Here is a 24,556-nt window from a genome sequence, read left to right as displayed (position 1 = left end):
GGCTGGCATGGTTACTTGGAAGCAGTTCTCCGAAGAAGCACCCGCCCTCGCCGAAGCTGTCGAAGCGCGATTGAAGGCCCACAAGCATCACGTCCTCGCGACGCTACGCAAGGACGGATCACCGCGGGTCAGCGGAACCGAGGTCGAATTGTTGAACGGACTTATGGTGCTCGGATCCATGGTCGGGGCCCTCAAAGCCAAGGACCTGCAGCGCGACGGACGGTACGCGCTACACAGCAATCCGGGGCATCACACGATGGAGGGTGGCGACGCAAAAATCGCGGGATCTGCGCGAGAGGTATTCGACGAAGAAATGGACGCGATACTGGCGAGCTATTCGTATGAGGTGCCAAAACCCTTGCACCTCTTTGTTCTCGATCTCAACGAGGTAGTTCACACAACCATCGACGGCGACCACATGCATGTCGATCTGTGGAAGCCGGGCAAGGAGATAGTCCGCTTCACCAAGTGACGTTCTTCTCGCAGTGCTCGCCGTTGGCGGACGTTTCGACCTGCACTGTCGCGTGCGACAGACCATGACTTTCGAGAACGGTTCGTGCTGATTCGAGAACGTGTGAAGAATCTGCGTCACTGGTCAGATGCACTGTCGCAACATCCATTCCGGTGGTCAAGGTCCAGATGTGGAGGTCGTGCACGCCTACCACGTTGGGCAGTGCGGCAAGGTCCGACTGCACTGCCTCGACGTCGACATCGGCCGGAGATGCCTGGGTCAGAATGCGCAACGACGCGGCCGCCAACTTGAGTGCGCGCGGCACCACCCACAGGGAGATGAGCACACCGACCACTACGTCAGCCCAGGTCCAATTGAACAGGAGGACAACGGCACCCGCGATGAGGACGCCGACGCTGCCGACCGCGTCGGCAAGCACTTCGAGGTAGGCGCCGCGCACTGCAAGGCTGTCCTTGGAATCACCGCGCAGCATGAGCATGACAACGATGTTTGCCACGAGACCTGCTGCCGCAGTGATGATGAGTGCGCCACCGGGAATTTCGGGTTCGTCGCCGATCCGGCCGATCGCCTCGTACATCACCCAGGCGGCAACGGCCAGGAGCATCGCCGCATTGGCCATCGCGGTCAAGACCTCGGCGCGATGCCAACCGAAAGTCCGTGCAGCAGTAGTGCTCCCCTTTTTAGCCAGCAGGAGAGCGGTCAATCCCATGGCCATGCCGACAACATCGGTGAGCATATGGCCGGCGTCGGCAAGCAGGGCGAGTGATCCGATGAGGAAGCCGACAGTCGCTTCCAGAACAAGAAACGCAACCAGGATCGCGAGGGCGATCACCATCTTCTTGATGCGCTTCGGTGAGGGGCCTACCCCGACCGAGCCTGCTGCTGAATGACCGTGTGAATGACCGTGCCCTGAAGCCATGATGCCGCTTACCTCCTGAGTTCAACCGATCATATGCATACATTCGCATATATACAATCGGTTCGATCCGCAGCAGGACGAAAGTCTGTGACTCAGTGCTCTGGTTCGTACGCGGGGTGCGGGACCGTCGGCGGCAATGTCGCGATCGCCGAAATCCTCTTCATGCCCGCCACCTGCAGCAAATCGACCACGAGCGACCTGATCTGAGCAAACACGACCGTCGACGAAATTCCGGCATTCTCCACGATCGACGGCTTCAGTTCCTTGGCCACCGACCGCAGCACTCGCGCCGCTTCAGCCTGGTCCGGCTGCTCCCCCGGCTCCGCCAGGATCATTTCCTTCAGGACGTCGACGGCCTTCCCCAACCGTTCCACCTGAGTCACCAACCGTGGATCCAGAATTTCGTCGTCCCGCACCAAGGTCAGGGATCGACGCGAGAGAACCCGGATATTTCGCATCGCATTGTCAATGGGATCGGCAGTGGCCATCAACCGTTCGAGCCGCGGCCGACTGTTCCAGTACAGCGGCGAGATCCGACTGATCTCTTGCCCACCTTGAAGATTGGTGCGCATACCGTCGATGGCGGCCTGGGTGGCGCGCGCTTTGCGCAGTGCTTTCACGATCGGCTCCGGATCGTTGGCGATCAGTCCGTCGGCAACCAACTCCAGCACGTCCGACGCCGTCGCAAGAATTGCGCCCGCATCCTTGCGGGCCCGACGCACCGGATGCGTCGGAATGATCGCGACCACAGCGATACCCACGAGACCACCGACAAGGGCGTCGATCATCCGATCAGGACCACCATTGCCGCCCGGTGGAATCAACGTCGCCACCAACACCGCAGAACTGCCGGCCTGCATCGAGAAAATCGGTCCACTGTTCAATAGAACCGCCACCGACATCGCCAATGCAACGACCAGGGTTATCTGCCACGGGCCACTCCCGATGCCGGAAATGATCAGATCCCCGATACCGATTCCGACGGTGACGCCTGCAACCAACTCGAACGAGCGACGCAACCGGGCACCCAGAGACAACCCGAGTGACACCACTGCGGCAATAGGCGCAAAAAACGGCGCCTGGTGCCCGATCAGCGTGGTGGCAACCCACCACGCCAACCCGGCAGCCAGTGCGCATTGAAGAATCGGCAGCGCCGACGTTTGAAGTCGTCGAACCGACTTACGAACGCGTTCCTTGATGCTGGACGCGCTCGGACGGAAACTGCTAACCGACGCCAAGCGCTTCGGCAGCGTTGGGATCGCAATCCTCGAGCAGGTCAAGGCAGCGTGCGTACTCGTCGGCCTCGCCGATCGCCTTGGCCGACTTGGCCAAAACCGCTACACAACGAAGGAAACCGCGGTTGGGCTCATGGCTGTACGGCACAGGTCCGAAGCCCTTCCAGCCGTTGCGACGAAGCTGATCGAGCCCGCGGTGGTAGCCGGTACGGGCGTAGGCATAGGCCGTGATGGTCTCGCCCTTGTCGAAAGAAGCCTCGGCGAGGTACGCCCACGCGATAGAAGCGGTCGGATGATCCGCCGCTACCTGGGCGGGATCAGCGTGATTGAGCAGTGCCGATTCCGCGTCGTCGTCACCGGGAAGCAAAGTGGGCTTGGGTCCGAGCAGGTCACCGAATTGGGTCATGAGGTTATTGTGCCCGCTTCGATCCTCCAGCACCCGGCCGCCTCACCCGTGGTCGCGGTTACGCCCGAAATACGTCGGTCGCTACGCTGGCTGTGACCAACGATATTGCCTCAAACTGAAGGATTCCCGGTGCCGGACCCGAAAGACGACAACTCGAACAAGATTGAACAGGGTAAGAACTCGATCCCAACCGAACCGGCAACAGTCGTCATCCCCACAGTTGCTAACCCTCTCGCCAAACCTCCGGTCGCCAAACCTCCGGTCGCCAAACCTGAGCGCGCCAAGCCGCAACGAGTGGGAGCCGCTGCCGCAATCCCGCCGGCGCAGCCCGGTCCCATCAGGATCGAACCGGCCAAAATTGAACCGGCCCGGGTTGGACCGACTGCACCCGAGCCGACCAAGCGCAGCGGCAAGGCCTGGTACATCGCTGCCGCAACGGCCACTGTTGCCATCGTCGCTGCGGTCGGTGCGGCGATCTATGTCTCGTCAGGCGACGACGCGGGCGACAGTTCACCGCAAGGACAGGTCCAAACCGCTATCAGCACGTACGTCGACGCACTCAACTCCGGCGATCTGGCGACTCTGCGTACCGCGACGTGCGGATCCCTCGCCGACTACTACCGCACCATCCCGGACGACGCATTTGCGCAGGTCCATCTGAACGCAGTCGCACAGAAGTCGATTCCCCAGGTCAGCGCTGTCGATGCCGTCCGAATCACCGACAACACTGCAATCGCACAGGTACAGGCCAGCATTCCGGCGACGGGCGAACAATCCTGGCGAACGTTCGACCTCGAGCGCGCGGACGGAACCTGGAAGGTCTGCGACCCGAGCCAGACCACCGGGTAAGAACCCGAGAAAACGAAACAGTGCGCTTGCGGAGTCCTTCGGACTCTGCAAGCGCACTGTCGATCGAGCGATTGAGCGATTAGCTTCCGGACACCGAGCGGCCGGCCGACTTCAGATCGTTGCACGCCTCGATGACACGAGCAGTCATGCCTGCTTCGGCCTTCTTGAGGTAGCTACGCGGGTCGTAAGCCTTCTTGTTTCCGACCTCGCCGTCGACCTTGAGGACGCCGTCGTAGTTGGTGAAGAAGTGACCGGCGATCGGACGCGAGAATGCGTACTGAGTGTCGGTGTCGACGTTCATCTTGATGACGCCGTACCGCAGCGACTCTTCGATGTCTTCGACCGAAGAACCCGAACCGCCGTGGAAGACGAAGTCGAACGGGTTCGATCCGTCGGCAAGACCGAGCTTCTTTTCCGCAATACGCTGGCCCTCGGCCAGGACGGCCGGCTTGAGCGTGACGTTGCCCGGCTTGTAGACGCCGTGGACATTGCCGAAGGTGGCAGCAAGAAGGTACTTGCCCTGCTCGCCGAGGCCCAGAGCGTCGACAGTCTTCTCGAAGTCCTCAGCACTGGTGTACAGCTTGTCGTTGATTTCGGCTTCGACGCCGTCTTCTTCGCCGCCGACAACACCGATCTCAACCTCGAGGATGATGCGCGCGGCCTTCGACAGTGCAAGCAGTTCCTTGGCGATGATCAGGTTCTCGTCGATCGGCACAGCCGAGCCGTCCCACATGTGCGACTGGAACAGCGGGTTCTGACCGTTGTTCACACGCTCCTGCGAGATTGCGAGCAGCGGCCGAACGAAGGTGTCCAGCTTGTCCTTGGGGCAGTGGTCAGTGTGCAGCGCGACGGTGATGTCGTACTTGGCAGCGATCACGTGAGCGAACTCGGCGAGTGCCACCGCGCCGGTGACCATGTCCTTGACACCCAGGCCGGAACCGAACTCGGCGCCACCGGTCGAGAACTGGATGATGCCGTCACTGCCGGCGTCGGCGAAGCCCTTGATGGCTGCGTTGATGGATTCGGAGCCGACACAGTTGATGGCGGGAAAGGCAAAGGAATGCTCCTTGGCCCGACCAAGCATCTCGGCATAGACCTCGGGAGTTGCGATAGGCACGGCGGGAGTCCTCCATTTACGTGTCGTTCGGAGCGCTCGGTGATGAGAAAGCGCTTCGTGTGGTCTTAGCAGTATGGCAAGTCCTGATCGCTGCGTCTCTTTGCGGTCTCAGCGCGCGCTGACAACACTGCACCACCATGCGTCGGCGACGCGGCATCAACATGCGTCGGCGACCCTGCATCAACATGCGTCGGCGACGCGGTGACCTGCGCTGGTGGGAAACACTCAGTTATGGCCGGTACTCTGGCCTCCGTGAATGTGCAGGCAGCAACTGAATCCGTGACGAACCTGGCCTTGCTGCCGGACTTCCTCGATCCCGTCCACCTCCTGAACTCGTTCGGCACATGGTTCCTGTTGGGCCTGCTCCTGGTCGTCTTCATCGAATCCGGCTTGCTGTTCCCGTTGCTTCCCGGCGATTCGCTGCTCTTCACGGCCGGCCTCGTGGCTGCTGCCGGTGCCGGTGCCAACGGCGTCGAAGGGTTTGCGCCGCTGTGGCTGCTGCTCCTCACCATCCCGATCGCCGCAATTCTGGGTGACCAGGTGGGGTACTTCATCGGGGCCAAGGGCGGTACGGCGCTGTTCAAGGACAACGACGCACGCATCTTCAAGAAGAAGTACATCGACGAATCGCATGCGTTCTTCGAAAAGCACGGCCCTGTCACCATCTTCCTGGCACGCTTCGTACCCATCGTGCGCACCTATGCGCCGTTGGTAGCCGGCGCCGCGAAGATGAAGTACTCGACATTCCTCATGTACAACGTCATCGGCGGCATCGTCTGGGGTGCCGGCGTGACACTTCTGGGCTACTGGCTGGGTCAGATCTCGTTCATCCGCGACAACATCGACATCATCTTCATCGGCATCGTGTTCGTATCCGTCCTGCCGATCATCTTCGAAATCGGCAAACGTCTTCTGGCCTCACGAAGCGGCAAAACGGCGGATACTTCGATTGCAGACAATTCCGTGCCTGTGACCGAGGAACCCAAGCTCTGATCACCAGAACAGAGGCGAGAAACTGACCACCATGACGACCGCGTCCGGCAGTTTCTCGGCACTCGAAACTGCCGGTCCCCTGCTGGTCTGGATCATCGTCATCACATTCGTCTTCGTCGAATGTGCAATCATCCTGGGTTTGTTCCTTCCCGGCGATTCCCTGCTGATCACTGCGGGAATCGTGCTGGCCGGCCACGACTCCGGTGCGGGTCACGTGTGGGCGCTGTCAGTGGGTGCGATGATCGCTGCGATCGCCGGCAACCAAGTCGGCTACGCCATCGGCCACCGCACCGGTAACCACATCAAAGCCCGCAAGGGCGGCAAGTACTTCACCGAGAAGAACTTGCACCGCGTCAACATCCTCTTGGAGCGGCACGGGTTCTGGGCTGTCCTCATCGCCCGCTGGATCCCGTGGGTGCGCACACTGTGCCCGATGGTCGCGGGCGCAGCGAAGATGAACCACACTCGCTACACGATCGCGAGCACCATCGGCGCAATCATCTGGGCACCTGTGCTGCTGCTCATCGGGTACTACGGCGGCTCATTTCTCGAACGAGTGCCGTGGCTCTTGCCTGGTGTCCTGATCGTGATGACCATCAGCTTGGTGGTCGGCACCGGTCTCGGAATCTGGCAGTACCGCAAGGAGATGGCACGTCCCGCCGAGGACGTGGAGGTCGAGGAAGTTCTCGACTGACAGGTCAGGGGTGCAGGTCAGGAATTCTTGCGCGGATACCCTGCTGCCGAGACGACGTAGGCCGCCTCCATCAGCATCCAACCGCCCACCTGAACCGATAGATCCCGCTCGGGGACGCTCGACGAGCGAACGGTGCCGCCGGCAAATGTGGCGAGCGAACCGGAGAGACTGGGCAAGGTCGCATCCGTCGTCCAATTGTGACCGAACAGCGGCAATCCCTCGATCTGCAGGCGGTTCTTCCACGCTGCTTCCGCCGACGCCAAAACGATCTGGGCCGCGATCTCCTTCGCCCGAATATCCTCGTTGGTCTCCCACGACAGGTTGACGACGACGAAGGCCAGATACCGCGCCAGGATCGCGTTGAACAGGCCACCGTCACCCCCGCCGCCACCGGTGATCACACCGCGATCGGTCAGACCGTCGTAGACAGCGTCGACCAGCGCATGGACACGCTCCCGATGCCTCGGCTCACCCAGCCTCGTCGACAATTCGGTTTCGAGACCGAGGGTCACACCTTGGCAGTACGAGTAGACGGCACGCTCGAGGGTGCCGTCGCGGCGGATACCGTCGAAGATCAATCCGGACTCGGGATCACGCAGAGTTTCGTCGATCCAATCGGCTGTTGCCTGCGCTCGCCACAGTTTTCCGGTGCGAGCGAGCATGATTCCGGCTGGGCCATTGGCGGGTGTGTTGTAGAAATCAGAACCCTTGCACCACGGAATCCCTCCGCCGTCTTCCGGCGCCCAGGAATCGAAGAGTTGAGATTCGAGTGCCTGGACAGCGGTGCGGTGATCGACCGAGAAGAGTCGTTGAGCGCGTTCGAGCGACAAGCCGAGCCACGCCATGTCGTCGTAGTAGTTGTTGGTCCACGCGCTGACATTCCGGACCCGGACGGCACGCGCGACCTTCGCGACACGGCGCCGACGCCGGGGCGTCGGGTCGCGTTCGAGTGCGTCGACGGCAGTGTCGAGCAAGTGTGCCTGCCACCAGTAATGCCATGGCCGGAACATGCGCTCACGCCGCACAGCAGGCCAGGCAACGACGCCCAACGCTGTTCTGGGCATCCCCCACAACCGTCGCAGATGCCGACTGACTATTGCCCCTTCGGCCGCGTCTGCGCGCTCTGCCCACACTTCCTGCATAGGACACATCCTGGTCGCTCGGAGCCGCGTGCGCTAGCCGGTAACTGCTGCCGCGGCACTCAGGTCAACGAGAGTCGCGAAGATCTGCGTGCTCGCGCACCCACGCGTGCATCGCGATACCCGCTGCCACACCGGCGTTGATGCTGCGTGTCGAGCCGAACTGCGCGATCGATACCGTCATGGACGCAACCTCTTTCGCGAGTTCCGTCACTCCGGGGCCTTCCTGCCCGAACAACAGGATGCAGTCTTTCGGAAGGCTTGCCGTTTCGAGCGGAACCGATCCGGGAGTGTTGTCGACGGCAACGATCGTGAGCGAATTCTCACGCGCGTATTCGACGAGTTCACCGATGTCGGCGTGGTGAACAATGTGTTGGTACCGGTCAGTGACCATCGCTCCACGGCGGTTCCACCGACGTCGGCCCACGATGTGTACTGCTGCCGCGGCAAAGGCGTTGGCCGTGCGCACCACCGTGCCGATGTTGGCGTCATGCGCAAAGTTTTCGATCGCGACATGCATGGGATGACGCCGGGAATCGATGTCGGCGACTATCGCTTCGCGTGTCCAATACCGATACTCGTCCAACACATTTCGCCGGTCACCCTCCGCCAGGAGTTCCCGGTCGTACCGCTCGTCCGACGGGAGTTCCGTTCCATGAAACACGGCCCACGGTCCGACGCCGTTGGGGTTCTCGCCCCATTCTGTCGGGCCGACCTCGTCGGCCGGATCAACGCTCACGTCGGACATCAGAACACCTCGTTGGAATCGGCAGCCACGGTGAAGCCGTGGGTTGTCTGCTCATTGACACACGAGACATCCGTCGCCGTGGTAGTACATGTGAAGCCCAGCTTAGCCAGTGGTGTTCCGGCCGGAAGCACCGGATCGGCGTCGGGTCCGCCAGAGGTGTACAGCTGACCACCCGAGCACATGAATGCGCCCTCACCCTCATTTTCCACCCGAATTCCGTTGCCCCAGTTGACCATACAATTTTCTGGGCGCGGCGGAATCGGAGTGGTCGTTCCCTCACACCCCGCCTCGGTGCGTGTGGGCAGTTTGATGATGCCGCACTGGAAATTTCCGTCCGGACTGGTGAAGTAGTACGACTCGTTGCGCTCGAAGTGCACGTCGGTGAGGGTTGTCGTCGGGGCCACGGTGGTCGTGACGGGCACCGTCGTGGTGGTTGTTGTCGTGGTAATCGGAACCGTCGTTGCCGTCGGGGTGGCCGTCGGAACTGTCGAACTGGGCAGTGCCGCCACAGTCGGTTCCGATTCCGCCTCTCCGCCGCACCCGGTCAGCAGCAGTACCGAACTCACGCCGACACACAGCAATCCCCAGCGAACACGAACCACTCGAACAACCTCCACGCACGTCTTTTCTCGACCGACGAGTCGAACATGAACTATATCGCGAGACCGACTACGTGCTGGTCACACGCTTGTTGGTCAATCTCGACAGCCAGGCCGGCGAGAATCCGGACACCGCAAGAAACAGTTTTGCCTGCACGCCCACGGGATAGTGAACCTTGGGGATACGCCCGACGCCGCGGGTGGCATCCCACAGTTCCGCAGCGACATCGCTTGCGGTGAGCTTGATCCCGAGCGAACGAGTGGCACCGGTATCCATTCCGGTGACCATCGCCGTTTGAACGAACAAGGGCCACAATGCAATTACCCGAATGTCATGGGCAGCCCATTCAAGGTCGAGCGCCTCCGTAAGCCCTCTGATTGCAAACTTGGTGGCGCCGTAAGTTGCCAGTTCCGGTTGTCCGTAGATGGCCGATGCCGAGCACAGGTTCACCACCTGAGCCCCCTCGGTGTCGCGCAGATACGGAAACGCCGAATACGTGCCGTTGAGGGTTCCAGTGACATTGATGTCCACCATTCTCCGATGCGCGGCAAGGGAAATATCCTCGAATCGTCCGGAAGACAGTACGCCCGCATTGTTGACCAGGATGTCGAGACGACCCGATGCCCCGGTGAAATCGGCCAACTGTTTCGACCACTGATCCGAGTCGGTCACATCCAACGCGCCGGTCACGACCGTGCCACCGAATACTCCGATCTCGGCAGCCAACGTCGCCAGGCCAACCTCGTCGATGTCGTACGCACCCACGCGATACCCGTTGCGCGCGAACAACAACGCGCTCTCCCGTCCGATTCCCGCTGCCGCGCCGGTAATGAGGACACTCCGCTCGGCCATCCGTCAGACCTTCTTACGCCCGAGCGCGAGCATGCCCTCGACCAGCATCAACTGCGCAGCCGCATACGACGCCAGAATTACGCCCTCGGCGGCTGCTCGGCCCGCATTGCCGCGAATGAACAAGCGTCGCACCACGATCAGTCCGTCCGAAGCGGTGAACAGGACGCCACCCAGACCGAGCCACGATCGTCGGTCGCCGTTCGGCACCACCACGTCGAGCACCGACTTCGATTGCGGTGACAAACCGGGATCCGCCGACAGCGTCGAGGTTGTACCCAACATAAACCCGTAGCCGGTCAACGGCGTCGACACCGACGGCGCCTTCGCGCGCAGCAGGCCAGAAGCTGTGGACCATCCACTGATTCGCGGTTTGAGCGCAGCCTTCGTCGGCCTCGCGCCCCGACGCAGCAACAGCGCCGAATAGCTTGCCTGCATCACCGCGAACGACGACGCACCCTTCACCAGTCGACCGTCGTTGTCGGGGTCGATCATGAACACATCGCCGATGGTTGCCGCAGCAAGGCCGGCCAGAAGCAGAGCGGTGTCCGCAGTTTCCGTCTCGGATCGCTTGCGCAACACCCGCGCTGCGAGCGACGGTGCGATCAGCGGCTTGGCGATCTGCTGAACACGCTCGTTACCGAGCACTGCTCCCGCTACGGTTGCCGCCGTCGCTGCCGCAAAAACTGCGTGCTCGATGCCCCACTTACCTGCCATGCCAGTCCTCCTCGCTTTGCGGCACCTGAGTGAAAGACCGTCCGAGACGGAGGTGGTACCGCGTCAGAGTCGACCGTACTGGGTAATTCAGGCAGCATCGCGGGATTTGACGTCCGCGCCGTATTCGTCGACGTAGTCCTGACCGGAGAGGTCGCACAGAGTCGCCATCAGTTCGTCTGTCGCGGCGCGCACCACAGCCTGGTTGGCCCGCAGTTCGCGATACCGCGAGAAATCGATCGGCGCCCCCACAACGATTCGAACCTTGCTGAATCGCCACATCCGGGTACCGGGAGGATTCACCGCGTCACCACCGTGAACGACAACGGGAATGACCGGGACTCCGGTTTCCAACGCAACACGTACGACGCCCGTCTTACCCTTGTGCAAGCGGCCGTCCGGCGACCGTGTTCCCTCGGGATAGATCCCCCACACTCCACCCGTATCGAGGATTCCGATCGCGGTGTCCAGCGCAGCACGCGACGCGTCGGCCCCCGTGCGATCGATCGGAACCTGACCCGCGCCGCCGAAGAACCAACGTTGCAACGCACCCTTGATGCCGCTGCCCGTGAAGTACTCGCTCTTGGCGACAAACGTAATTCGCCGACGCACCTTCAGCACAAGAAAAAACGAGTCCACGACGGCTCGATGGTTGCCCGCGAGAATCACCGGGCCATGTTTCGGAATGTTCTCGCGGCCTTCTATTGTCGGCCGCCCGAACACCCAGAGAACCGGGCCGATCAATACATACTTGAATAGCCGATAGAGCACGCCGACATCCCCGTCCAGTTGCACAGCATCTACATCACCGATACTAGACACTGTGCGTCCGGCGTCACCGACGAGAAGTTTTACACATTCATTACCCTATGAAATGATACCGGCGTGCCAGATCAAGAACAGCGACTGCACGACCTACTGGTCGAGCTGGTGAGCAACACTCACCGCTTCACAAAAATGGCGACTTCACTTGCCCCGGAACGCTATCCCCGAACGTGGCTGCGTGCGCTGGCCCTGCTCGAAGAACACGGCGAAATGCGTATCAGCGACTTCGCCCGTCTGAACCATTGCTCGCAGCCGTCCGCCACCGCGGTACTACGCACCCTCAGCGAACGCGGACTCGTCGTACGCAGCCCCGACCCTGACGATGCCCGAGCAGTCAGAGTCGCAACAACCGACGTCGGACAAAAGACCCTCGCCGACGGTCGGAACGCAATCGCCGACGCGCTGGTCCCACACTTCAGCCATCTCGAACCCGAACAAATCGAGCGGCTGACACAAGGACTCGCCGAGCTGCGATCCATGATCAACGGGCGTTCCGCCCTGTGAGCCTTTTCGGTAGCGTCCGCTACCGAAAAGGCTCACAAGCGCTAGCCTAAATTCAGGTCTTCCAAGCCCAGCAGTGAGCGGTACTCGACGCCTTCGGCCCCGATGACGGCGTCTGCGCCCGTCGCCCGGTCCACCACGGTTGCCACACCGACCACGATGGCGCCGGCGTCGCGAAGAGCCTTGACTGCCGTCAGCGGAGAGTTACCCGTCGTCGTGGTGTCCTCGACAACAAGAACACGCTTGCCGACCACATCGGGGCCCTCGATCTGACGTTGCATTCCATGCGCCTTGGCAGCCTTACGAACGACAAACGCGTCGATCGGACGACCGGGCGCATGCATGATGGCCATCGCGACGGGGTCTGCGCCCATCGTCAAACCGCCGACGGCGTCAAAATCCCAATCTGCAACCAGGTCACGCAGCAACGAACCGATCAACGGTCCCGCCTTGTGATGAAGCGTCGCACGACGAAGGTCGACGTAGTAGTCGGCTTCCTTGCCCGAAGACAACGTCACCTTTCCATGTACAACAGCCAATTCGCGCACCAGCGCAGCCAAATCTTCACGATCGCTCATGAGTGCTCAGCCTACCGACCGCGGCGCCGTGGCAATAATCATCGGGCTCGACATTTACGTGCGACCCTGACCTCGAGCGACTAGTTTGGTCAGCTTGCGAACCAGCCCCTTGGGAATGAGACGCCCGGCAGTAGTGAGCACCTTGTACTGGATTCCGGGAATGCTGATGACCTTGTTGTCTGCCAAGTCTTTCATCGATGCCGCGACCACCTGATCGACGCTCAACCACATCGCCTTCGGCATCGCGGACATCTCCAGCCCGGCCCGCTCGTGAAACTCCGTATGGATGAAACCCGGGCAGAGAGCTTGGACCTGAACACCAGTTCCGGCCAATCTTCCGGCCAACCCTTCGGTGAACGAAATCACGTACGCCTTGCTTGCCGAGTACGCCGAACTGGTCCCGGGCAGCAATCCGGCCACACTCGCAACGTTGAGGATCGTTCCGTGCGCGGACGCGATCATGCTGGGCAATGCGGCGCGGGTCAGACGCATCACGGCGGTGACATTGACATCGAGTTGAGATTGCAGGAGCGCAGGATCAGAGGTCCAAAATTCACCCGAAGTACCGAACCCGGCGTTGTTGACCAGAACTTCGACGCCCTTGTCCAAGCGATCGGCAACCGCGTCACGCCCCGGTTCCGTCGCGAGGTCTGCAACAAGAATTTCGGATTCGGTGCCGAACATGGTGGACAGTTCCGACGCAAGATCGTGCAGTCTCACTTCGTCGCGAGCGACAAGTACCAGGTCGTAACCGAGCGATGCATATTTTTTGGCGAATCCTGCACCGAGACCTGAAGTGGGTCCGGTGATCAGGGCTACAGGACGCACAGGGCGATCCGAGTTCGATGACGACATACCGGCCACGCTAGTGCGTCACGCCACGAAAAGTGCGGCTTACCGCTGCTCAATCGACGGGGCGGACGGTTCCCGAACGTTGCGGGCCGGAACCTGGTTTCGGTGTGTTCGTGGGGGCGGGTGCCGGCGCGTTTCGACGCTGCGACTCCGGAGCCTCTCGACGCTGCGACTCCGGAGCCTCGCGACGGGGTGCGTCTGGAGCTTCTCGGCGGGGCACATCTCGAACGGCTGACGGTAGGTCGCGCGCTACGGGTGCATCGGAATCACTGACGGCCGGTGCGTCGGAAACATCCGGTCGGGGGCGCGGTCGCGTCGGGTCGTGATCAACTTCGAGTTCGCTCGGATCGGTGACCGGAGGAAGTACGTGCAGGATGCCGGACAACCGGGCAACAGCTTCGATAGCGGCGTCCCAATCGCGGCCGCTGCTCGATACCGGCAACGAACCCAGGGTCCAACGACCCTCACTCCACAGCATGCTCAGAGCCGGGGGAACTGATTCGGTGAACGCGACCATCCGCTGGTCACAGACTCGGCGGGCAATCTCGAGGTCCGTGGCAAATACAACACGCGGACCGATTGCGCCCAGCAGATTGAGGTCGCCGTCCTTGGGCGGTGCCGTCGACTTCAAACGGAGATCGATATCGACGTCGGATCCGATCTCGCGTCGAACAGCCACGATGGTGGCGGTTTCCTCGAGGTCGAAGAGTACGAACTGCTCACCTCGACGTGTTCCGCGCACGACGTCCGTCGCAGTCAGGTAGTCCTGCTTGGCCATTGCTGCGCGATGCCACTCGCCCGCAAGCTGGTCGTCGCTGCCCGTGTACGTATAGCCCTGCGCTTTTGCCCAGATCTGACGTACTCGGCCGGATTGATCGCGCCTCGTTCTGTCGACGTACAGAAGCGCACCCGCTCCGGCGAGTGCTATTGCTGCGAGTCCGAACCACATTCCAGTCATCACTGCTCAGAGTAGCGACTTAAGACGACAACCTCCCGCGACACCCTGACGAATGTGTCCGGTGTGTCCTGGCCGACGTCGGCAGGCGCTAGTTACCGAACGACGGTAGAGACGCGTCGAGGATCGTTTTGGCGGTCATCGTGCCGTTTTCCAGCGGAGTGCCGTCGACGACGATGTTGTCCCCCGGTTGCAGATCTGCGACGGACGAGCGGTTGAAAGCGATCAATGTTGTTTCCGGCGTGGTGAGGATCGTGGTCTGAGATCCGCCGATCGAATTGATGACCAGGGTGGTCCCGTCATTGGAGACGACAGTGCCGACGGCTCCGCCGGCTTTGCCGATCACGTCGCCGAGTCCACCGGGCAGCTTGTCGAGGGGGGATGTCGTCGTGGGCGACGGCGCCGGTGTCGTGGTCTTGGGTTTTGGTGTTGTGGGCGCCGGTGCAGTGGTTGTCGGCGGAACAAATGCCGTCTGAGTTCCGGAATCATTCGACGAGCCGAATACTGACATGCCGATGATCGCGATGACGGCAACAAGAACTCCGACGACGCCGGCTGCGATCCAGGTACCGAATTTGCGACGCTTTCCGCCGTCCGGCGATCCGTTGTCGATGAACGGTTGTTCAGGCGGAACCCCACCACCAGCTCCCCCACCGGCCACCGGATATTGCTCCGAGTACGGCGGGTAGGCCTGCGTCGCGCCTGGTGGCGGCGCCTCCGGATCGAGCTGCGGGTTGTAAGGCGGAAACGCCTGCGTCGGATTCGGCTGGTTCGGCGGGTATTGCTGACCCAGGTACTCGGTGTTCTGATCCGGCCCACCATAGGGGTATTGCTGTTGCCCCTGATACTGCTGTTGACCTTGGTATTGCTGTTGACCTTGGTATTGCTGCGGAATCTCGAAGTGCTCGGTCGGCTGATCCGGGTTCGGGGTGCCGCCGGGGTTTCGCGGATCGTTCTGATCAGTCATGGCTAGCCCACCTCTAGTTCGGACACGGGAGTGCGGATGTACATCCGCCGGTCGAGCATTCAGCCATCCAGCGTAGAACAAAAATCGAAAGCCCCGCCGATCCGAAGTGGATCGGCGGGGCATTTCAGTTCACCCGATCAGGCGCATTCACATGATCAGGACAGAACCAACTGATCTGCATCCTCGCTGACACCGACATGCACGGTGTCGCCGTCCTGGACCTTGCCGGCCAGGAGCAGCTTGGCGAGCTGGTCGCCGATGGCCTGCTGGACCAACCGGCGCAGTGGCCGAGCGCCGTACAACGGGTCGTAACCGCGTACCGCGAGCCACATCCGGGCGCTGCCGTTGACGTCGAGGGTGAGTCGACGCATCGCCAGACGCTTCTGCAACTGCTCGAGCTGGATGTCGACGATGTGCTCCAACTGCTCTTCCGACAGGGCATCGAAGATGACCACGTCGTCGAGACGGTTGATGAACTCGGGCTTGAACGCGCGGCGTACTGCGTCCATGACCTGTTCCTTGTTGCCACCCGATCCCAGGTTCGAGGTCAGGATCAAGATGGTGTTGCGGAAGTCCACCGTGCGGCCTTGACCGTCGGTGAGCCGTCCTTCGTCGAGCACTGCGAGCAATACGTCGAAGACGTCGGGGTGAGCCTTCTCGACCTCGTCGAAGAGAACCACCGAGTACGGGCGTCGACGGACTGCTTCGGTGAGCTGACCGCCGGATTCGTACCCGACGTATCCCGGAGGGGCACCGACGAGTCGGGCCACCGAGTGCTTCTCGCCGTATTCGCTCATGTCGATGCGAATCATTGCGCGCTCGTCGTCGAAGAGGAAGTCCGCCAAGCCTTTGGCGAGCTCCGTCTTACCGACGCCGGTCGGGCCGAGGAACAGGAACGAACCGGTGGGCCGATTGGGGTCGGCGACACCTGCACGTGCGCGTCGAACCGCGTCGGACACCGCTGTGACTGCATCCACCTGGCCGACTACACGCTTGGCGAGTTCGGATTCCATGCGAAGCAGCTTCTCTGTTTCGCCTTCCATCATCCGGCCGGCCGGAATACCGGTCCAGGCTGCGACTACGTCTGCGACGTCGTCGGGCCCGACCTCTTCCTTGAGCATGACATCACCGTCGGAAGCTGCGCCGGAAATCCGGGCTGCCTCTTCCAGTTCCTTCTCCAAAGCCGGGATGCGGCCGTATCGGAGTTCTGCTGCCTTGCCCAGATCGCCGTCACGCTCAGCGCGTTCGGACTCGCCTCGCAAGGTTTCGAGCTGTTCCTTGAGCCCGCGCACCGAGTCGATGGCCTGCTTCTCGTTCTGCCAGCGAGTGCTGAGCTGATTGAGCTTTTCGCGGTCGTCGGCAAGTTCCTGACGCAGCTTGTCCAGCCGCGCCTTGGATGCGTCGTCGGTTTCTTTCTCGAGTGCGACCTCTTCGATCTCGAGACGTCGAACAATGCGTTCGACCTCGTCGATCTCGACGGGGCGCGAGTCGATCTCCATGCGCAGACGGGACGCGGCCTCGTCGACGAGGTCGATGGCCTTGTCGGGAAGGAAACGCGACGTGATGTAGCGATCCGACAGTGAAGCCGCTGCTACCAGCGCGGAGTCCGTGATCCGGACACCGTGGTGCACCTCGTACCGTTCCTTGAGTCCACGCAGGATGCCGACGGTGTCCTCGACCGAGGGTTCACCGACGAGTACCTGCTGGAAACGACGCTCGAGTGCGGCGTCCTTCTCGATGTACTTGCGGTATTCCTCGAGCGTGGTGGCACCGACCAATCGCAGCTCACCGCGGGCGAGCATCGGCTTGATCATGTTGCCGGCGTCCATGGCGGATTCACCGGTGGCACCCGCGCCGACGATGGTGTGGAGTTCGTCGATGAAGGTGATGACCTGTCCGGCACTGTTCTTGATGTCGTCGAGGACAGCCTTGAGGCGTTCCTCGAATTCACCGCGGAACTTGGCACCGGCGATCATGGACCCGAGGTCCAGGGATACGACGGTCTTTCCGCGCAGCGATTCGGGGACGTCGCCCGCGATGATGCGTTGGGCCAGGCCCTCCACGATCGCGGTCTTACCGACGCCGGGCTCACCGATGAGTACCGGGTTGTTCTTGGTACGACGCGACAGCACCTGCACGACACGACGAATCTCGGTGTCGCGGCCGATCACCGGGTCGAGCTTGCCACTGCGGGCGAGTTCGGTGAGATCGGTGGAGTACTTCTCCAGCGCTTGGTAGGTGCCTTCCGGCTCCGGGCTGGTCACTCGTGCGCTACCGCGAACGGTCGTGAAGGCATCACGCAGTGCGACGGGTGTTGCACCGTGGTTTTTCAACAACGTTGCGACGTCGGAATCACTGTCGGCGAGGCCGTACAGAACGTGTTCGGTGGAGACGTACTCGTCGTCCATCTCGGTGGCGAGGTGCTGAGCCGACGTCAGCGCTGCGAGAGCTTCACGTCCCAGTTGCGGAGTGGAGCTTGCGCCGGTGGTCTTGGGCAGACGATCCACCAGGTTCTGAGCTTCGCGATGTACGACGGTGGGGTCGACGCCGACTGCCTTGAGCAGCGGGGCGGCGATACCGTCGGTTTGATCGAGGAGTGCGACCAGCAGGTGTGCCGGTCGAATGTCGGGGTTACCGGCCGACGACGCCGACTGCAGTGCAGCCGTCATCGCAGCCTGGGTCTTGGTTGTTGGTGTGAACGAGTCCACTTGTCACCTTTCTGGCCGGGCTCCGGTCGCCTCAAGCGCGTCGAAGTCGAAGATTTTTGAGCCGCTCCGGGTTGGTACTGCGGCTGTGTCACTATCGTCAACGCGTACAAACTTGAGTCTATTCCGCTCAAGTTTGTTTTCGCTAGGCGCCCTCGTGCTGATTCGTCACTTTCCGCGCCGTACTAGAATTGAAACGAGAGTTGCTGCTGGGACGAAAGGGGTGCGGATTGGATCCGAAGGTGATCGCCCGCCTGCAATCCAGCCTCGATGCACTGACCGACGACGACGAGTCTCGCGCGCATTTTTCGGCACTGTTCTATACGGCTCTCTTTGCTGAACATCCTCTGTATCGCTCATTGTTCCCCGCAGCAATGGAATCACAAGGTCACAGGTTCTTCACCGCGATCCAATTCACGGTGAACAATCTTGCCCAGCATCGGCGTATTCGAAAATTTTTGACGCAGTTGGGCCTCGACCACCGTCGCTACGGTGTCGAGCGTGAGCACTACGAGGCTGCCGGTACGGCACTGAAGCGGGCTGTACGTTCCCTGTACGGGACCAGTTCGCACAGTCGCTACAAGTGGACGCCCGAACTCGACGAAGCCTGGACTGCGTTCGCCGATTTTGTCGTACAGACGATGTCCGAGGGCGCCGAGTCCGATACGACGCCGGCGCTGTGGGGCGGCACCGTCGTCAGTCATGAGCGGGTGCTCGACGATCTTGCGATCGTGCGCCTCGAAACCGACCCTCCCATTCCGTACGGCGCCGGTCAGTACGTCGGAGTTCAGATTCCGCAGCGCCCGCGGATGTGGCGGTACTACTCCCCCGCTATCCCGGCCAATCCGTTCGGCCAACTCGAATTCCACATCCGCAAGGTGTCGGGCGGTTGGGTGAGTCCGGCGATCGTCAACGAGACCCATGTCGGTGATCGTTGGGTCATGTCCACCCCACTCGGTGGTCTGGAGGTCGACTTCACCTCCGACCATGACGTTTTGATGATCGGCAGTGGGACGGGCATCGCACCGTTGCGCGCCCAGGTGATGGAAATGGCGCAGCGCTCGAACAATCCCCGGGTCCACCTCTTTGTGGGTGGACGCTATCCGTGTGACCTCTACGATCTCGAGACGCTGTGGCACATTTCGCTCAGCAATCCGTGGCTGACCGTGGTTCCGGTGTCGGAGGAACCTGAAAATCCGTGGTGGCACAACGGCCCGGTACTCGAACCACCATTCGGAATGCACTCTCGATTGACAGGACCCATCGGCAGGGTCGTGGCACAGTTCGGGTCGTGGGCGGACCGCCAGATCCAGATTTCGGGTTCACCGTCCATGATCAAGACCACGATCTATGCACTACGCGCCGGCGGCACTCCGATCGACCAGATCCGGCACGATCCGCTCTACTGACAAGCAGGAGAACACTCTCATGGCCCAGCGAACCTGGTCGAGCACCGTCGTCGAACATCACCGCCTCCGTGAGGATTTGGCTGTCGTTCGACTGATCGGCGATGTCGTACCGTTCCGGCCGGGCCAATATGTCGACGTCAGTGTGCCGCAGAATTCACGACTGCTTCGCCGGCTGTCCCCCGCGCTGCCGCCGTCACAAGACGGGAAGATGGAGTTCCACGTCAAAACTGTTCCCGGCGGCTGGGTGAGCGGCAAGATCGTGAAGGACACGCAACCCGGTGACACGTGGCAGATTCTCGATCCCCGCGGAGATCTGTCGGTCGACGTGAACGGCCCTCCGGTCGTGATGATCGCCGGCGGAACAGGTTTGGCACCGATGCGCTCGATCATCCTCGATCTTGCACAGTCACCGAACCCGCCCCTGGTGTACCTGTTCTTCGGTGGCCGTACCCTTCGCGACCTGTACGCCGCAGACATGCTGTGGTTGCTCGCTCACCAATTTCCTTGGCTCCAACCAATTCCCGTGGTCGAAGACCTCACCGACGCCGGCCCACCCGACGAGTGGTTCGAAAGACTCGGTGTAGATATCGGTTTCGGCGAGGACCATCTGGTGGAAGGAACCTTGGCCGACGTCGTCGCGTCGTACGGGGCCTTCACCGAGCATCAGGTGTTGCTATGCGGATCGGCCGCAATGGTGCGTTCGACGCGAGATCGTCTGATTGCGACGGGAACCCCCGCCGAGATCATCGCCTTCGATCCCTACTGAACGCCGTAGGTCGGGTCACTGCGGACAGTTGCCACGTCGATCCCGGCCGCCCGAAGTCGAAACTTGGTGCTGTTCACCATCGATTCGTTCCCGACCAACTGAATGTCGTGACCCGACCACGTGCCGTAGGACGTGACGACCTTGCCGACCTTGCCGGTGATGCGTTCGGGAAATCCCAGTGGAGGTAACGGTTCGGGTTCGGTATGCCACCACGGGTTGGAGCCTTCTTCCGACACCGGAATGACTGTGAGCCAGGAGTGCTTTTCGGCGAGCGTCCACAGAAACGGAAGGTCGTACAGGTCGCACGGGTACTGACCGGAGTAAAACAGGTGAACCCTGCGGGTGTTGCCGCGACGAATCAGTTCGAGGATCTGCGCGCGAAGCGGCGCGAGACCGGTACCCGACCCGATCATCAGCAGGTCACGGATGTTCTCCGGCAGACCGAGCGCACCGATCGGCGAACCGATCACCCACGTATCGCCGACGGCGGTCTGGTTGACCATAGGCGGGCTGACCCAGCCGCCGGACACATGCCGGATGTGGAATTCGACGATCCCCGATCCGTCCGACGGATTGGCCGGCGAGAGATACCGCCACATCCGTGGTCTTGCAGCTACCTGGACGCTGACGTACTGGCCTGGCCGATAGTCCATCGGCTGATCGAGCTGCAGGCGCACTATCGCAACTCCCTTGATGACGGCTCGACTTTCGATCACCGTGGCCGTCCACGCGCGTGGCCCGTCCGCGGCGTTGGCGGCATCTGTCATCGCTGCACCGATCACGGACAGAGTGTTGCGCCAGGCACTGTCGACTTCCTCGGTCCACATCTCGGCGCCGCCGAACAATTCGAACGCCTCGATCATCGAGTTTGCGACATCGTTGTAGTGCTCGTCGGTCACACCGTATTTGCGATGATCCCGGCCCAACTGAGCGAGGTACTCGAGCATCTCGCCGGACTCGTCGAGGTTTTCGACGACGTAACCGATGGCCGTGAACAGACGGTCGCGCTGCACATCCATCGCGGCCGGAAAGAACTCTCGAGTTTCGGGTGATCGGGCGAAAAGAAGCGAGTAGAAGGTCCGGGCAAGCCGCTCCGGACCGCCCTCTTCGGCGACGATGGATTTGAAGCTCGACCGGACCAGAGAAATTGCTCGCGAATCCACAGCTCGTCCTCGTCCCGATTTTTCGCGGCAGACCAGCCGCAATATTCCGAGTGCAGCTTATGCCACAAGTGTCCAACTCGTAAATAATTGGCCGGATATGTCACACGTCACTACCAATTTTTCGGTACGACCGTCCCTTTTTCGATCCGGCGTGCAAAATAAGCATGGGTTTCGACACGCTCGACCGTTGAGCTACCGTCCAGCGAAATCCCAACCAGTCAAACAGGAGTCGTGCCGTGGATTTTGTTCGACAGGACGAGTTGCCAATAGGTAGCACGCCCGCTTCGCCACTCGTTTCATCTCCACCGGTGCTGACCGACCTGCAACGACGAGAGCTCGAATGTGTGGAGTTCTTCGATTCACCGGAGCTGAGTCACCTTCCGACATCGCGTCGGCGTGACGTGCTGCGCGAGCTACATCGAACCGGAACGTACCGACAGACCGCCGAGGAGATTCTTATCGGCGCAAAACTTGCGTGGCGGAATCATGCGCGATGCGTCGGACGCGCACATTGGCGCACCCTCAAGCTGCTCGACGCCCGGGGCGCTGTGACGGCAGCTGCTCTGGCCGAAGCATGCTGGGAGCACCTGCGTGTCTCGACGAACGGGGGCGCTCTGCAGTCGGTGGTCACCGTCGGCCCACTGCCGCGCGAAGACGGCCAGGAGTACCGCATTCTCAGTCCGCAACTGATCCGCTATGCCGGATACCTTCGTGACGACGGCACAATTCTGGGTGATCCGTGGCATGTCGATCTGACTGCTCAGGTTACCGCCATGGGTTGGAAGGGTGCCGGAACTCCGTTCGACGTTCTCCCAGTTCTGATTTCGGTTCCCGACGAGCCGCTCCAGTACTTCGACGTACCCACCGATGTGGTTCTCGAAGTCGATATCGAGCATCCCGACTATCCGTGGTTCGCTGACCTGGGCCTCAAATGGCACGCCGTTCCCGCTGTAGCGGACATGGACCTCGATATCGGCGGAATCCGCTACCCGTGTACCCCGTTCAGCGGCTGGTACGTCAGTACCGAAGTGGGCGCCCGCAACTTCAGCGATACTGATCGCTACAACATGCTGCCTACCGTCGCACAGCATTTGGGGCTCGACATGAGCACCGATCGCACCCTGTGGAAGGACCGCGCGCTGGTCGAATTGAACCGCGCAGTTATCCACAGCTACCGCAAGGCCGGCGTCATCATGGTCGACCATCACACTGTCGCAAAACAATTCATCGATCACATCGCCCGCGAGGACAAAGCCGGCCGCACCTGCCCGACGGACTGGTCGTGGGTCAATCCACCGATGTCCAGCTCACTTACTCCGACGTTCCATCGCCTGTACGACGAGCCCGATCTCGACATCCGCCCCAACTTCGTAACCAAAGCGAAGAAGGGCGTGTGCCCGATCACCGGCTGAAGTGAGCACCCCCACTACGCAGTGAGCACCCCTTGCCGCAGGCTGCAAGGGGTGCTCACTGTCAGGAAAGGGTGCTAGCTCGAACCCTTAGACCGCGCGGGCCTGGGCCTCCCAGTAATGCGCGCGCAGTGCCTTCTTGTCGAGTTTGCCCAGCGGAGTGAGCGGCAGGCTGTCCACGAAGTCGATGCTCTTGGGTGCGTGAACGGAACCCTTTGCTGCCTTGACCCGTTCCACCAACTCTTCGGTCTCCACGGTCAGACCAGCGCGAAGGACGACGCACGCTTTGACGGCTTCGCCCCACTTCTCGTCGGGCACGCCGACTACGGCCACGGAAGCGACGGACGGGTGCGCCGAGATGACGTCCTCGATCTCGCGGGGGAAGACGTTGAATCCGCCGGTGACGATCATGTCCTTCTTGCGGTCGACGATGGACATGAAGCCGTCCTTGTCCTTCCGCGCAATATCGCCCGTGTGCAACCAACCGCCACGGAAGGCTTCGGCTGTCTCGGCGGGCTTCTTCCAGTACCCCTTCATGACGAGGGGACCACGAACGCAGATCTCACCGAGTTCACCCTGCGGCACCTCGTTGAGGTCGTCGTCGAGGAGTCGCACGTCGAGCCACGGCACCGCACGGCCACAGGTGGCGAGGCGCTCCGGATCGTCGACGAGGTGCTCTTCCTTGCGCAGCACCGAGATGGTCATGCCGCACTCACTCTGGCCGTAGAACTGGAAGAAGATCTGACCGAACTTCTTGATGCCTTCCTGCAAGCGCGCCGGCGACATCGCAGATGCACCGTAGAACATCGTCTGCAGGCTGGAGACGTCACGCTTTTCGAGATCCGGGTGATCCATGAGCATGTAGATCATGGTGGGCACCAACATGGTTGCGGTGATCTTGTACTTCTCGATCGCTTCCAGAACTGCACCGGGCTCGAAGGCCGGGAGGACGATCAGTGCGCCGCCGCGCAGGAGGGTGGGCGTGAAGAACGCTGCACCGGCATGCGAAAGCGGGGTGCAGATGAGGAAACGATTTTCCTCAGGCCACTGCCATTCCGACATCTGGATCTGGTTGAGCGCCGCGCCGGAACGGAACGTTCCCATGACGCCTTTGGGCTTGCCCGTGGTGCCGCCGGTGTAGACCATGCTGCTGGGGCCTTCGGCGTCGACATGCGCAGCCTTGAGCGGTGCGGGCTCGAAAGTCGCTGCCAGAGCGAGAATATCGATGCCTACTTCGGACGGGCCCATCGACAGGAATCGGGTGATCGAAGGCGACGACGCCTTCAGTTCGGCCGCCCGAGCCTCGAAATTGTTGGAGTCGAAGATGAGCGTTTCGATCTCGGCGTCGTCGACGATGTACGTGTGGTCGTCGAGCGAGCCCATCGGGTTGAGGGCAGTCGCTCGGCAACCGGTGATCATCGTGGCACCCATGCTGATGAGAACCTCGGGGCGGTTCTTGGACAACATCGCGGTGCTGGTGCCCTGGGTGATTCCGAGCGATGCGAGCGCCTGCGCGAAGCAACTGATCTGATCTCGCATCTCGCCGCCTGTCAGCACGACATCGCCGATGTAGAGCGCAGGCTTGTCGTGGTTCATTTCCAGGGCAGTGATAAGCAGGTCCGGACCGTAGACCGGTCGGTGCAGGTCAGCGTACTCGTCTGTCATCTGGATTCCTTCGGCTCGGCGCGGTG

The 24,556-nt window shown here is 61.5% G+C and carries 25 protein-coding genes; 8 read left to right on the top strand and 17 right to left on the bottom strand.

Annotated elements, in window-relative coordinates; translation table 11 throughout:
• Positions 1-7 precede the first annotated feature (7 nt).
• Positions 8-472, top strand: a complete 465-nt coding sequence (locus tag BDB13_RS10295) for a pyridoxamine 5'-phosphate oxidase family protein (protein ID WP_176459559.1) — start codon at positions 8-10, stop codon at positions 470-472.
• Here the strand turns inward: BDB13_RS10295 and BDB13_RS10290 are convergent.
• From BDB13_RS10290 to BDB13_RS10280, 3 genes are all read right to left on the bottom strand, one after another.
• Positions 462-1,391 carry a cation diffusion facilitator family transporter gene (locus BDB13_RS10290; RefSeq protein WP_094271553.1) on the bottom strand — a complete coding sequence of 310 codons (930 nt, stop codon included), beginning with the start codon at positions 1,389-1,391 and terminating at the stop codon, positions 462-464. The genes BDB13_RS10295 and BDB13_RS10290 overlap by 11 nt on opposite strands.
• A 92-nt stretch (positions 1,392-1,483) precedes the next feature.
• On the bottom strand, positions 1,484-2,629 hold the full coding sequence (locus BDB13_RS10285) for an FUSC family protein (protein WP_094271552.1): 1,146 nt from the start codon (positions 2,627-2,629) through the stop codon (positions 1,484-1,486).
• Positions 2,616-3,032, bottom strand: coding sequence for a DUF3151 domain-containing protein (locus tag BDB13_RS10280; protein ID WP_094271551.1), 417 nt, complete (start codon positions 3,030-3,032; stop codon positions 2,616-2,618). Before BDB13_RS10280 ends, BDB13_RS10285 begins: the two co-directional genes overlap by 14 nt.
• 129 nt (positions 3,033-3,161) lie before the next feature.
• On the opposite strand from BDB13_RS10280, the gene BDB13_RS10275 reads away from it, so the two are divergent.
• Positions 3,162-3,881, top strand: a complete 720-nt coding sequence (locus BDB13_RS10275; RefSeq protein WP_254922779.1) for an Rv0361 family membrane protein — start codon at positions 3,162-3,164, stop codon at positions 3,879-3,881.
• Between the two features lie 79 nt (positions 3,882-3,960).
• Here the strand turns inward: BDB13_RS10275 and fbaA are convergent, their stop codons facing one another.
• Positions 3,961-4,998 carry a class II fructose-bisphosphate aldolase gene (gene fbaA, locus BDB13_RS10270; RefSeq protein ID WP_094271550.1) on the bottom strand — a complete coding sequence of 346 codons (1,038 nt, stop codon included), beginning with the start codon at positions 4,996-4,998 and terminating at the stop codon, positions 3,961-3,963.
• A 231-nt stretch (positions 4,999-5,229) separates the two neighbouring features.
• Here fbaA and BDB13_RS10265 point away from each other — a divergent pair, with 231 nt between their 5' ends.
• The gene (locus BDB13_RS10265) at positions 5,230-5,991 is read left to right on the top strand and encodes a VTT domain-containing protein (protein WP_094271549.1); all 762 of its coding nucleotides are present in this window, start codon (positions 5,230-5,232) and stop codon (positions 5,989-5,991) included.
• Between the two features lie 31 nt (positions 5,992-6,022).
• Complete coding sequence (locus BDB13_RS10260) at positions 6,023-6,685, top strand: DedA family protein (RefSeq protein WP_094271548.1); 663 nt, start codon at positions 6,023-6,025, stop codon at positions 6,683-6,685.
• Between the two features lie 17 nt (positions 6,686-6,702).
• Here BDB13_RS10260 and BDB13_RS10255 read toward each other — a convergent pair whose 3' ends face one another.
• The 6 genes from BDB13_RS10255 to BDB13_RS10230 form a co-directional block, all read right to left on the bottom strand.
• On the bottom strand, positions 6,703-7,827 hold the full coding sequence (locus BDB13_RS10255) for a glycoside hydrolase family 76 protein (protein WP_094271547.1): 1,125 nt from the start codon (positions 7,825-7,827) through the stop codon (positions 6,703-6,705).
• Between the two features lie 64 nt (positions 7,828-7,891).
• Positions 7,892-8,572, bottom strand: a complete 681-nt coding sequence (locus tag BDB13_RS10250; RefSeq protein ID WP_094271546.1) for a TrmH family RNA methyltransferase — start codon at positions 8,570-8,572, stop codon at positions 7,892-7,894.
• Positions 8,572-9,174: a DUF6636 domain-containing protein gene (locus BDB13_RS10245; protein ID WP_094274819.1), complete on the bottom strand. Its 603-nt coding sequence runs from the start codon at positions 9,172-9,174 to the stop codon at positions 8,572-8,574. Before BDB13_RS10245 ends, BDB13_RS10250 begins: the two co-directional genes overlap by 1 nt.
• Before the next feature lie 67 nt (positions 9,175-9,241).
• Complete coding sequence (locus BDB13_RS10240) at positions 9,242-10,024, bottom strand: SDR family oxidoreductase (RefSeq protein WP_094271545.1); 783 nt, start codon at positions 10,022-10,024, stop codon at positions 9,242-9,244.
• A 3-nt stretch (positions 10,025-10,027) separates the two neighbouring features.
• Positions 10,028-10,738 carry a lysoplasmalogenase gene (locus tag BDB13_RS10235; protein WP_094271544.1) on the bottom strand — a complete coding sequence of 237 codons (711 nt, stop codon included), beginning with the start codon at positions 10,736-10,738 and terminating at the stop codon, positions 10,028-10,030.
• Positions 10,739-10,825: 87 nt separating this feature from the next.
• The gene (locus BDB13_RS10230; protein WP_094274818.1) at positions 10,826-11,506 is read right to left on the bottom strand and encodes a lysophospholipid acyltransferase family protein; all 681 of its coding nucleotides are present in this window, start codon (positions 11,504-11,506) and stop codon (positions 10,826-10,828) included.
• Positions 11,507-11,620: 114 nt separating this feature from the next.
• On the opposite strand from BDB13_RS10230, the gene BDB13_RS10225 reads away from it, so the two are divergent.
• Positions 11,621-12,064, top strand: a complete 444-nt coding sequence (locus BDB13_RS10225; protein ID WP_094271543.1) for a MarR family winged helix-turn-helix transcriptional regulator — start codon at positions 11,621-11,623, stop codon at positions 12,062-12,064.
• Between the two features lie 41 nt (positions 12,065-12,105).
• Here BDB13_RS10225 and pyrE read toward each other — a convergent pair whose 3' ends face one another.
• The 5 genes from pyrE to clpB form a co-directional block, all read right to left on the bottom strand.
• Complete coding sequence (gene pyrE, locus BDB13_RS10220) at positions 12,106-12,639, bottom strand: orotate phosphoribosyltransferase (protein WP_094271542.1); 534 nt, start codon at positions 12,637-12,639, stop codon at positions 12,106-12,108.
• A gap of 54 nt (positions 12,640-12,693) precedes the next feature.
• Positions 12,694-13,494: an SDR family NAD(P)-dependent oxidoreductase gene (locus tag BDB13_RS10215; protein WP_094271541.1), complete on the bottom strand. Its 801-nt coding sequence runs from the start codon at positions 13,492-13,494 to the stop codon at positions 12,694-12,696.
• A 49-nt stretch (positions 13,495-13,543) separates the two neighbouring features.
• Positions 13,544-14,440 carry a hypothetical protein gene (locus tag BDB13_RS10210; RefSeq protein WP_254923007.1) on the bottom strand — a complete coding sequence of 299 codons (897 nt, stop codon included), beginning with the start codon at positions 14,438-14,440 and terminating at the stop codon, positions 13,544-13,546.
• Positions 14,441-14,537: 97 nt separating this feature from the next.
• Positions 14,538-15,413 (bottom strand): DUF3824 domain-containing protein, encoded by an 876-nt coding sequence (locus BDB13_RS10205; RefSeq protein ID WP_094271540.1) that lies wholly within the window; start codon positions 15,411-15,413, stop codon positions 14,538-14,540.
• Positions 15,414-15,568: 155 nt separating this feature from the next.
• Complete coding sequence (clpB, locus tag BDB13_RS10200) at positions 15,569-18,121, bottom strand: ATP-dependent chaperone ClpB (RefSeq protein ID WP_094271539.1); 2,553 nt, start codon at positions 18,119-18,121, stop codon at positions 15,569-15,571.
• A 227-nt stretch (positions 18,122-18,348) separates the two neighbouring features.
• Here clpB and BDB13_RS10195 point away from each other — a divergent pair, with 227 nt between their 5' ends.
• Positions 18,349-19,527 (top strand): FAD-binding oxidoreductase, encoded by a 1,179-nt coding sequence (locus tag BDB13_RS10195; protein WP_217902123.1) that lies wholly within the window; start codon positions 18,349-18,351, stop codon positions 19,525-19,527.
• 19 nt (positions 19,528-19,546) lie between these two features.
• Entirely contained in the window at positions 19,547-20,293 is a 747-nt protein-coding gene (locus BDB13_RS10190) for an FAD-binding oxidoreductase (RefSeq protein WP_094274817.1), read from the top strand.
• Here BDB13_RS10190 and BDB13_RS10185 read toward each other — a convergent pair.
• Positions 20,287-21,456: a globin domain-containing protein gene (locus BDB13_RS10185; RefSeq protein ID WP_094271537.1), complete on the bottom strand. Its 1,170-nt coding sequence runs from the start codon at positions 21,454-21,456 to the stop codon at positions 20,287-20,289. The genes BDB13_RS10190 and BDB13_RS10185 overlap by 7 nt on opposite strands.
• 236 nt (positions 21,457-21,692) lie before the next feature.
• Here BDB13_RS10185 and BDB13_RS10180 point away from each other — a divergent pair, with 236 nt between their 5' ends.
• Positions 21,693-22,868 (top strand): nitric oxide synthase oxygenase, encoded by a 1,176-nt coding sequence (locus BDB13_RS10180; RefSeq protein WP_094271536.1) that lies wholly within the window; start codon positions 21,693-21,695, stop codon positions 22,866-22,868.
• A gap of 87 nt (positions 22,869-22,955) precedes the next feature.
• On the opposite strand, the gene BDB13_RS10175 is transcribed toward BDB13_RS10180, so the two are convergent.
• Positions 22,956-24,530, bottom strand: a complete 1,575-nt coding sequence (locus tag BDB13_RS10175) for an AMP-binding protein (RefSeq protein WP_094274816.1) — start codon at positions 24,528-24,530, stop codon at positions 22,956-22,958.
• Between the last annotated feature and the right edge of the window lie 26 nt (positions 24,531-24,556).

This window comes from Rhodococcus sp. OK302 (assembly GCF_002245895.1).
Lineage (GTDB): Bacteria > Actinomycetota > Actinomycetes > Mycobacteriales > Mycobacteriaceae > Rhodococcus_F.
This window is presented reverse-complemented; position numbering and strand designations above follow the sequence as displayed.

Bases quoted from the DNA above. Each gene is read 5' to 3' on its own strand.
- BDB13_RS10295 (WP_176459559.1), top strand. From the start codon at position 8: ATGGTTACTTGGAAGCAGTTCTCCGAAGAAGCACCCGCCCTCGCCGAA.
- BDB13_RS10290 (WP_094271553.1), bottom strand. From the start codon at position 1,391: ATGGCTTCAGGGCACGGTCATTCACACGGTCATTCAGCAGCAGGCTCG.
- BDB13_RS10280 (WP_094271551.1), bottom strand. From the start codon at position 3,032: ATGACCCAATTCGGTGACCTGCTCGGACCCAAGCCCACTTTGCTTCCC.
- BDB13_RS10265 (WP_094271549.1), top strand. From the start codon at position 5,230: ATGGCCGGTACTCTGGCCTCCGTGAATGTGCAGGCAGCAACTGAATCC.
- BDB13_RS10260 (WP_094271548.1), top strand. From the start codon at position 6,023: ATGACGACCGCGTCCGGCAGTTTCTCGGCACTCGAAACTGCCGGTCCC.
- BDB13_RS10255 (WP_094271547.1), bottom strand. From the start codon at position 7,827: ATGCAGGAAGTGTGGGCAGAGCGCGCAGACGCGGCCGAAGGGGCAATA.
- BDB13_RS10250 (WP_094271546.1), bottom strand. From the start codon at position 8,572: ATGTCCGACGTGAGCGTTGATCCGGCCGACGAGGTCGGCCCGACAGAA.
- BDB13_RS10240 (WP_094271545.1), bottom strand. From the start codon at position 10,024: ATGGCCGAGCGGAGTGTCCTCATTACCGGCGCGGCAGCGGGAATCGGA.
- BDB13_RS10235 (WP_094271544.1), bottom strand. From the start codon at position 10,738: ATGGCAGGTAAGTGGGGCATCGAGCACGCAGTTTTTGCGGCAGCGACG.
- pyrE (WP_094271542.1), bottom strand. From the start codon at position 12,639: ATGAGCGATCGTGAAGATTTGGCTGCGCTGGTGCGCGAATTGGCTGTT.
- BDB13_RS10215 (WP_094271541.1), bottom strand. From the start codon at position 13,494: ATGTCGTCATCGAACTCGGATCGCCCTGTGCGTCCTGTAGCCCTGATC.
- BDB13_RS10210 (WP_254923007.1), bottom strand. From the start codon at position 14,440: ATGTGGTTCGGACTCGCAGCAATAGCACTCGCCGGAGCGGGTGCGCTT.
- BDB13_RS10205 (WP_094271540.1), bottom strand. From the start codon at position 15,413: ATGACTGATCAGAACGATCCGCGAAACCCCGGCGGCACCCCGAACCCG.
- BDB13_RS10190 (WP_094274817.1), top strand. From the start codon at position 19,547: ATGGCCCAGCGAACCTGGTCGAGCACCGTCGTCGAACATCACCGCCTC.
- BDB13_RS10175 (WP_094274816.1), bottom strand. From the start codon at position 24,530: ATGACAGACGAGTACGCTGACCTGCACCGACCGGTCTACGGTCCGGAC.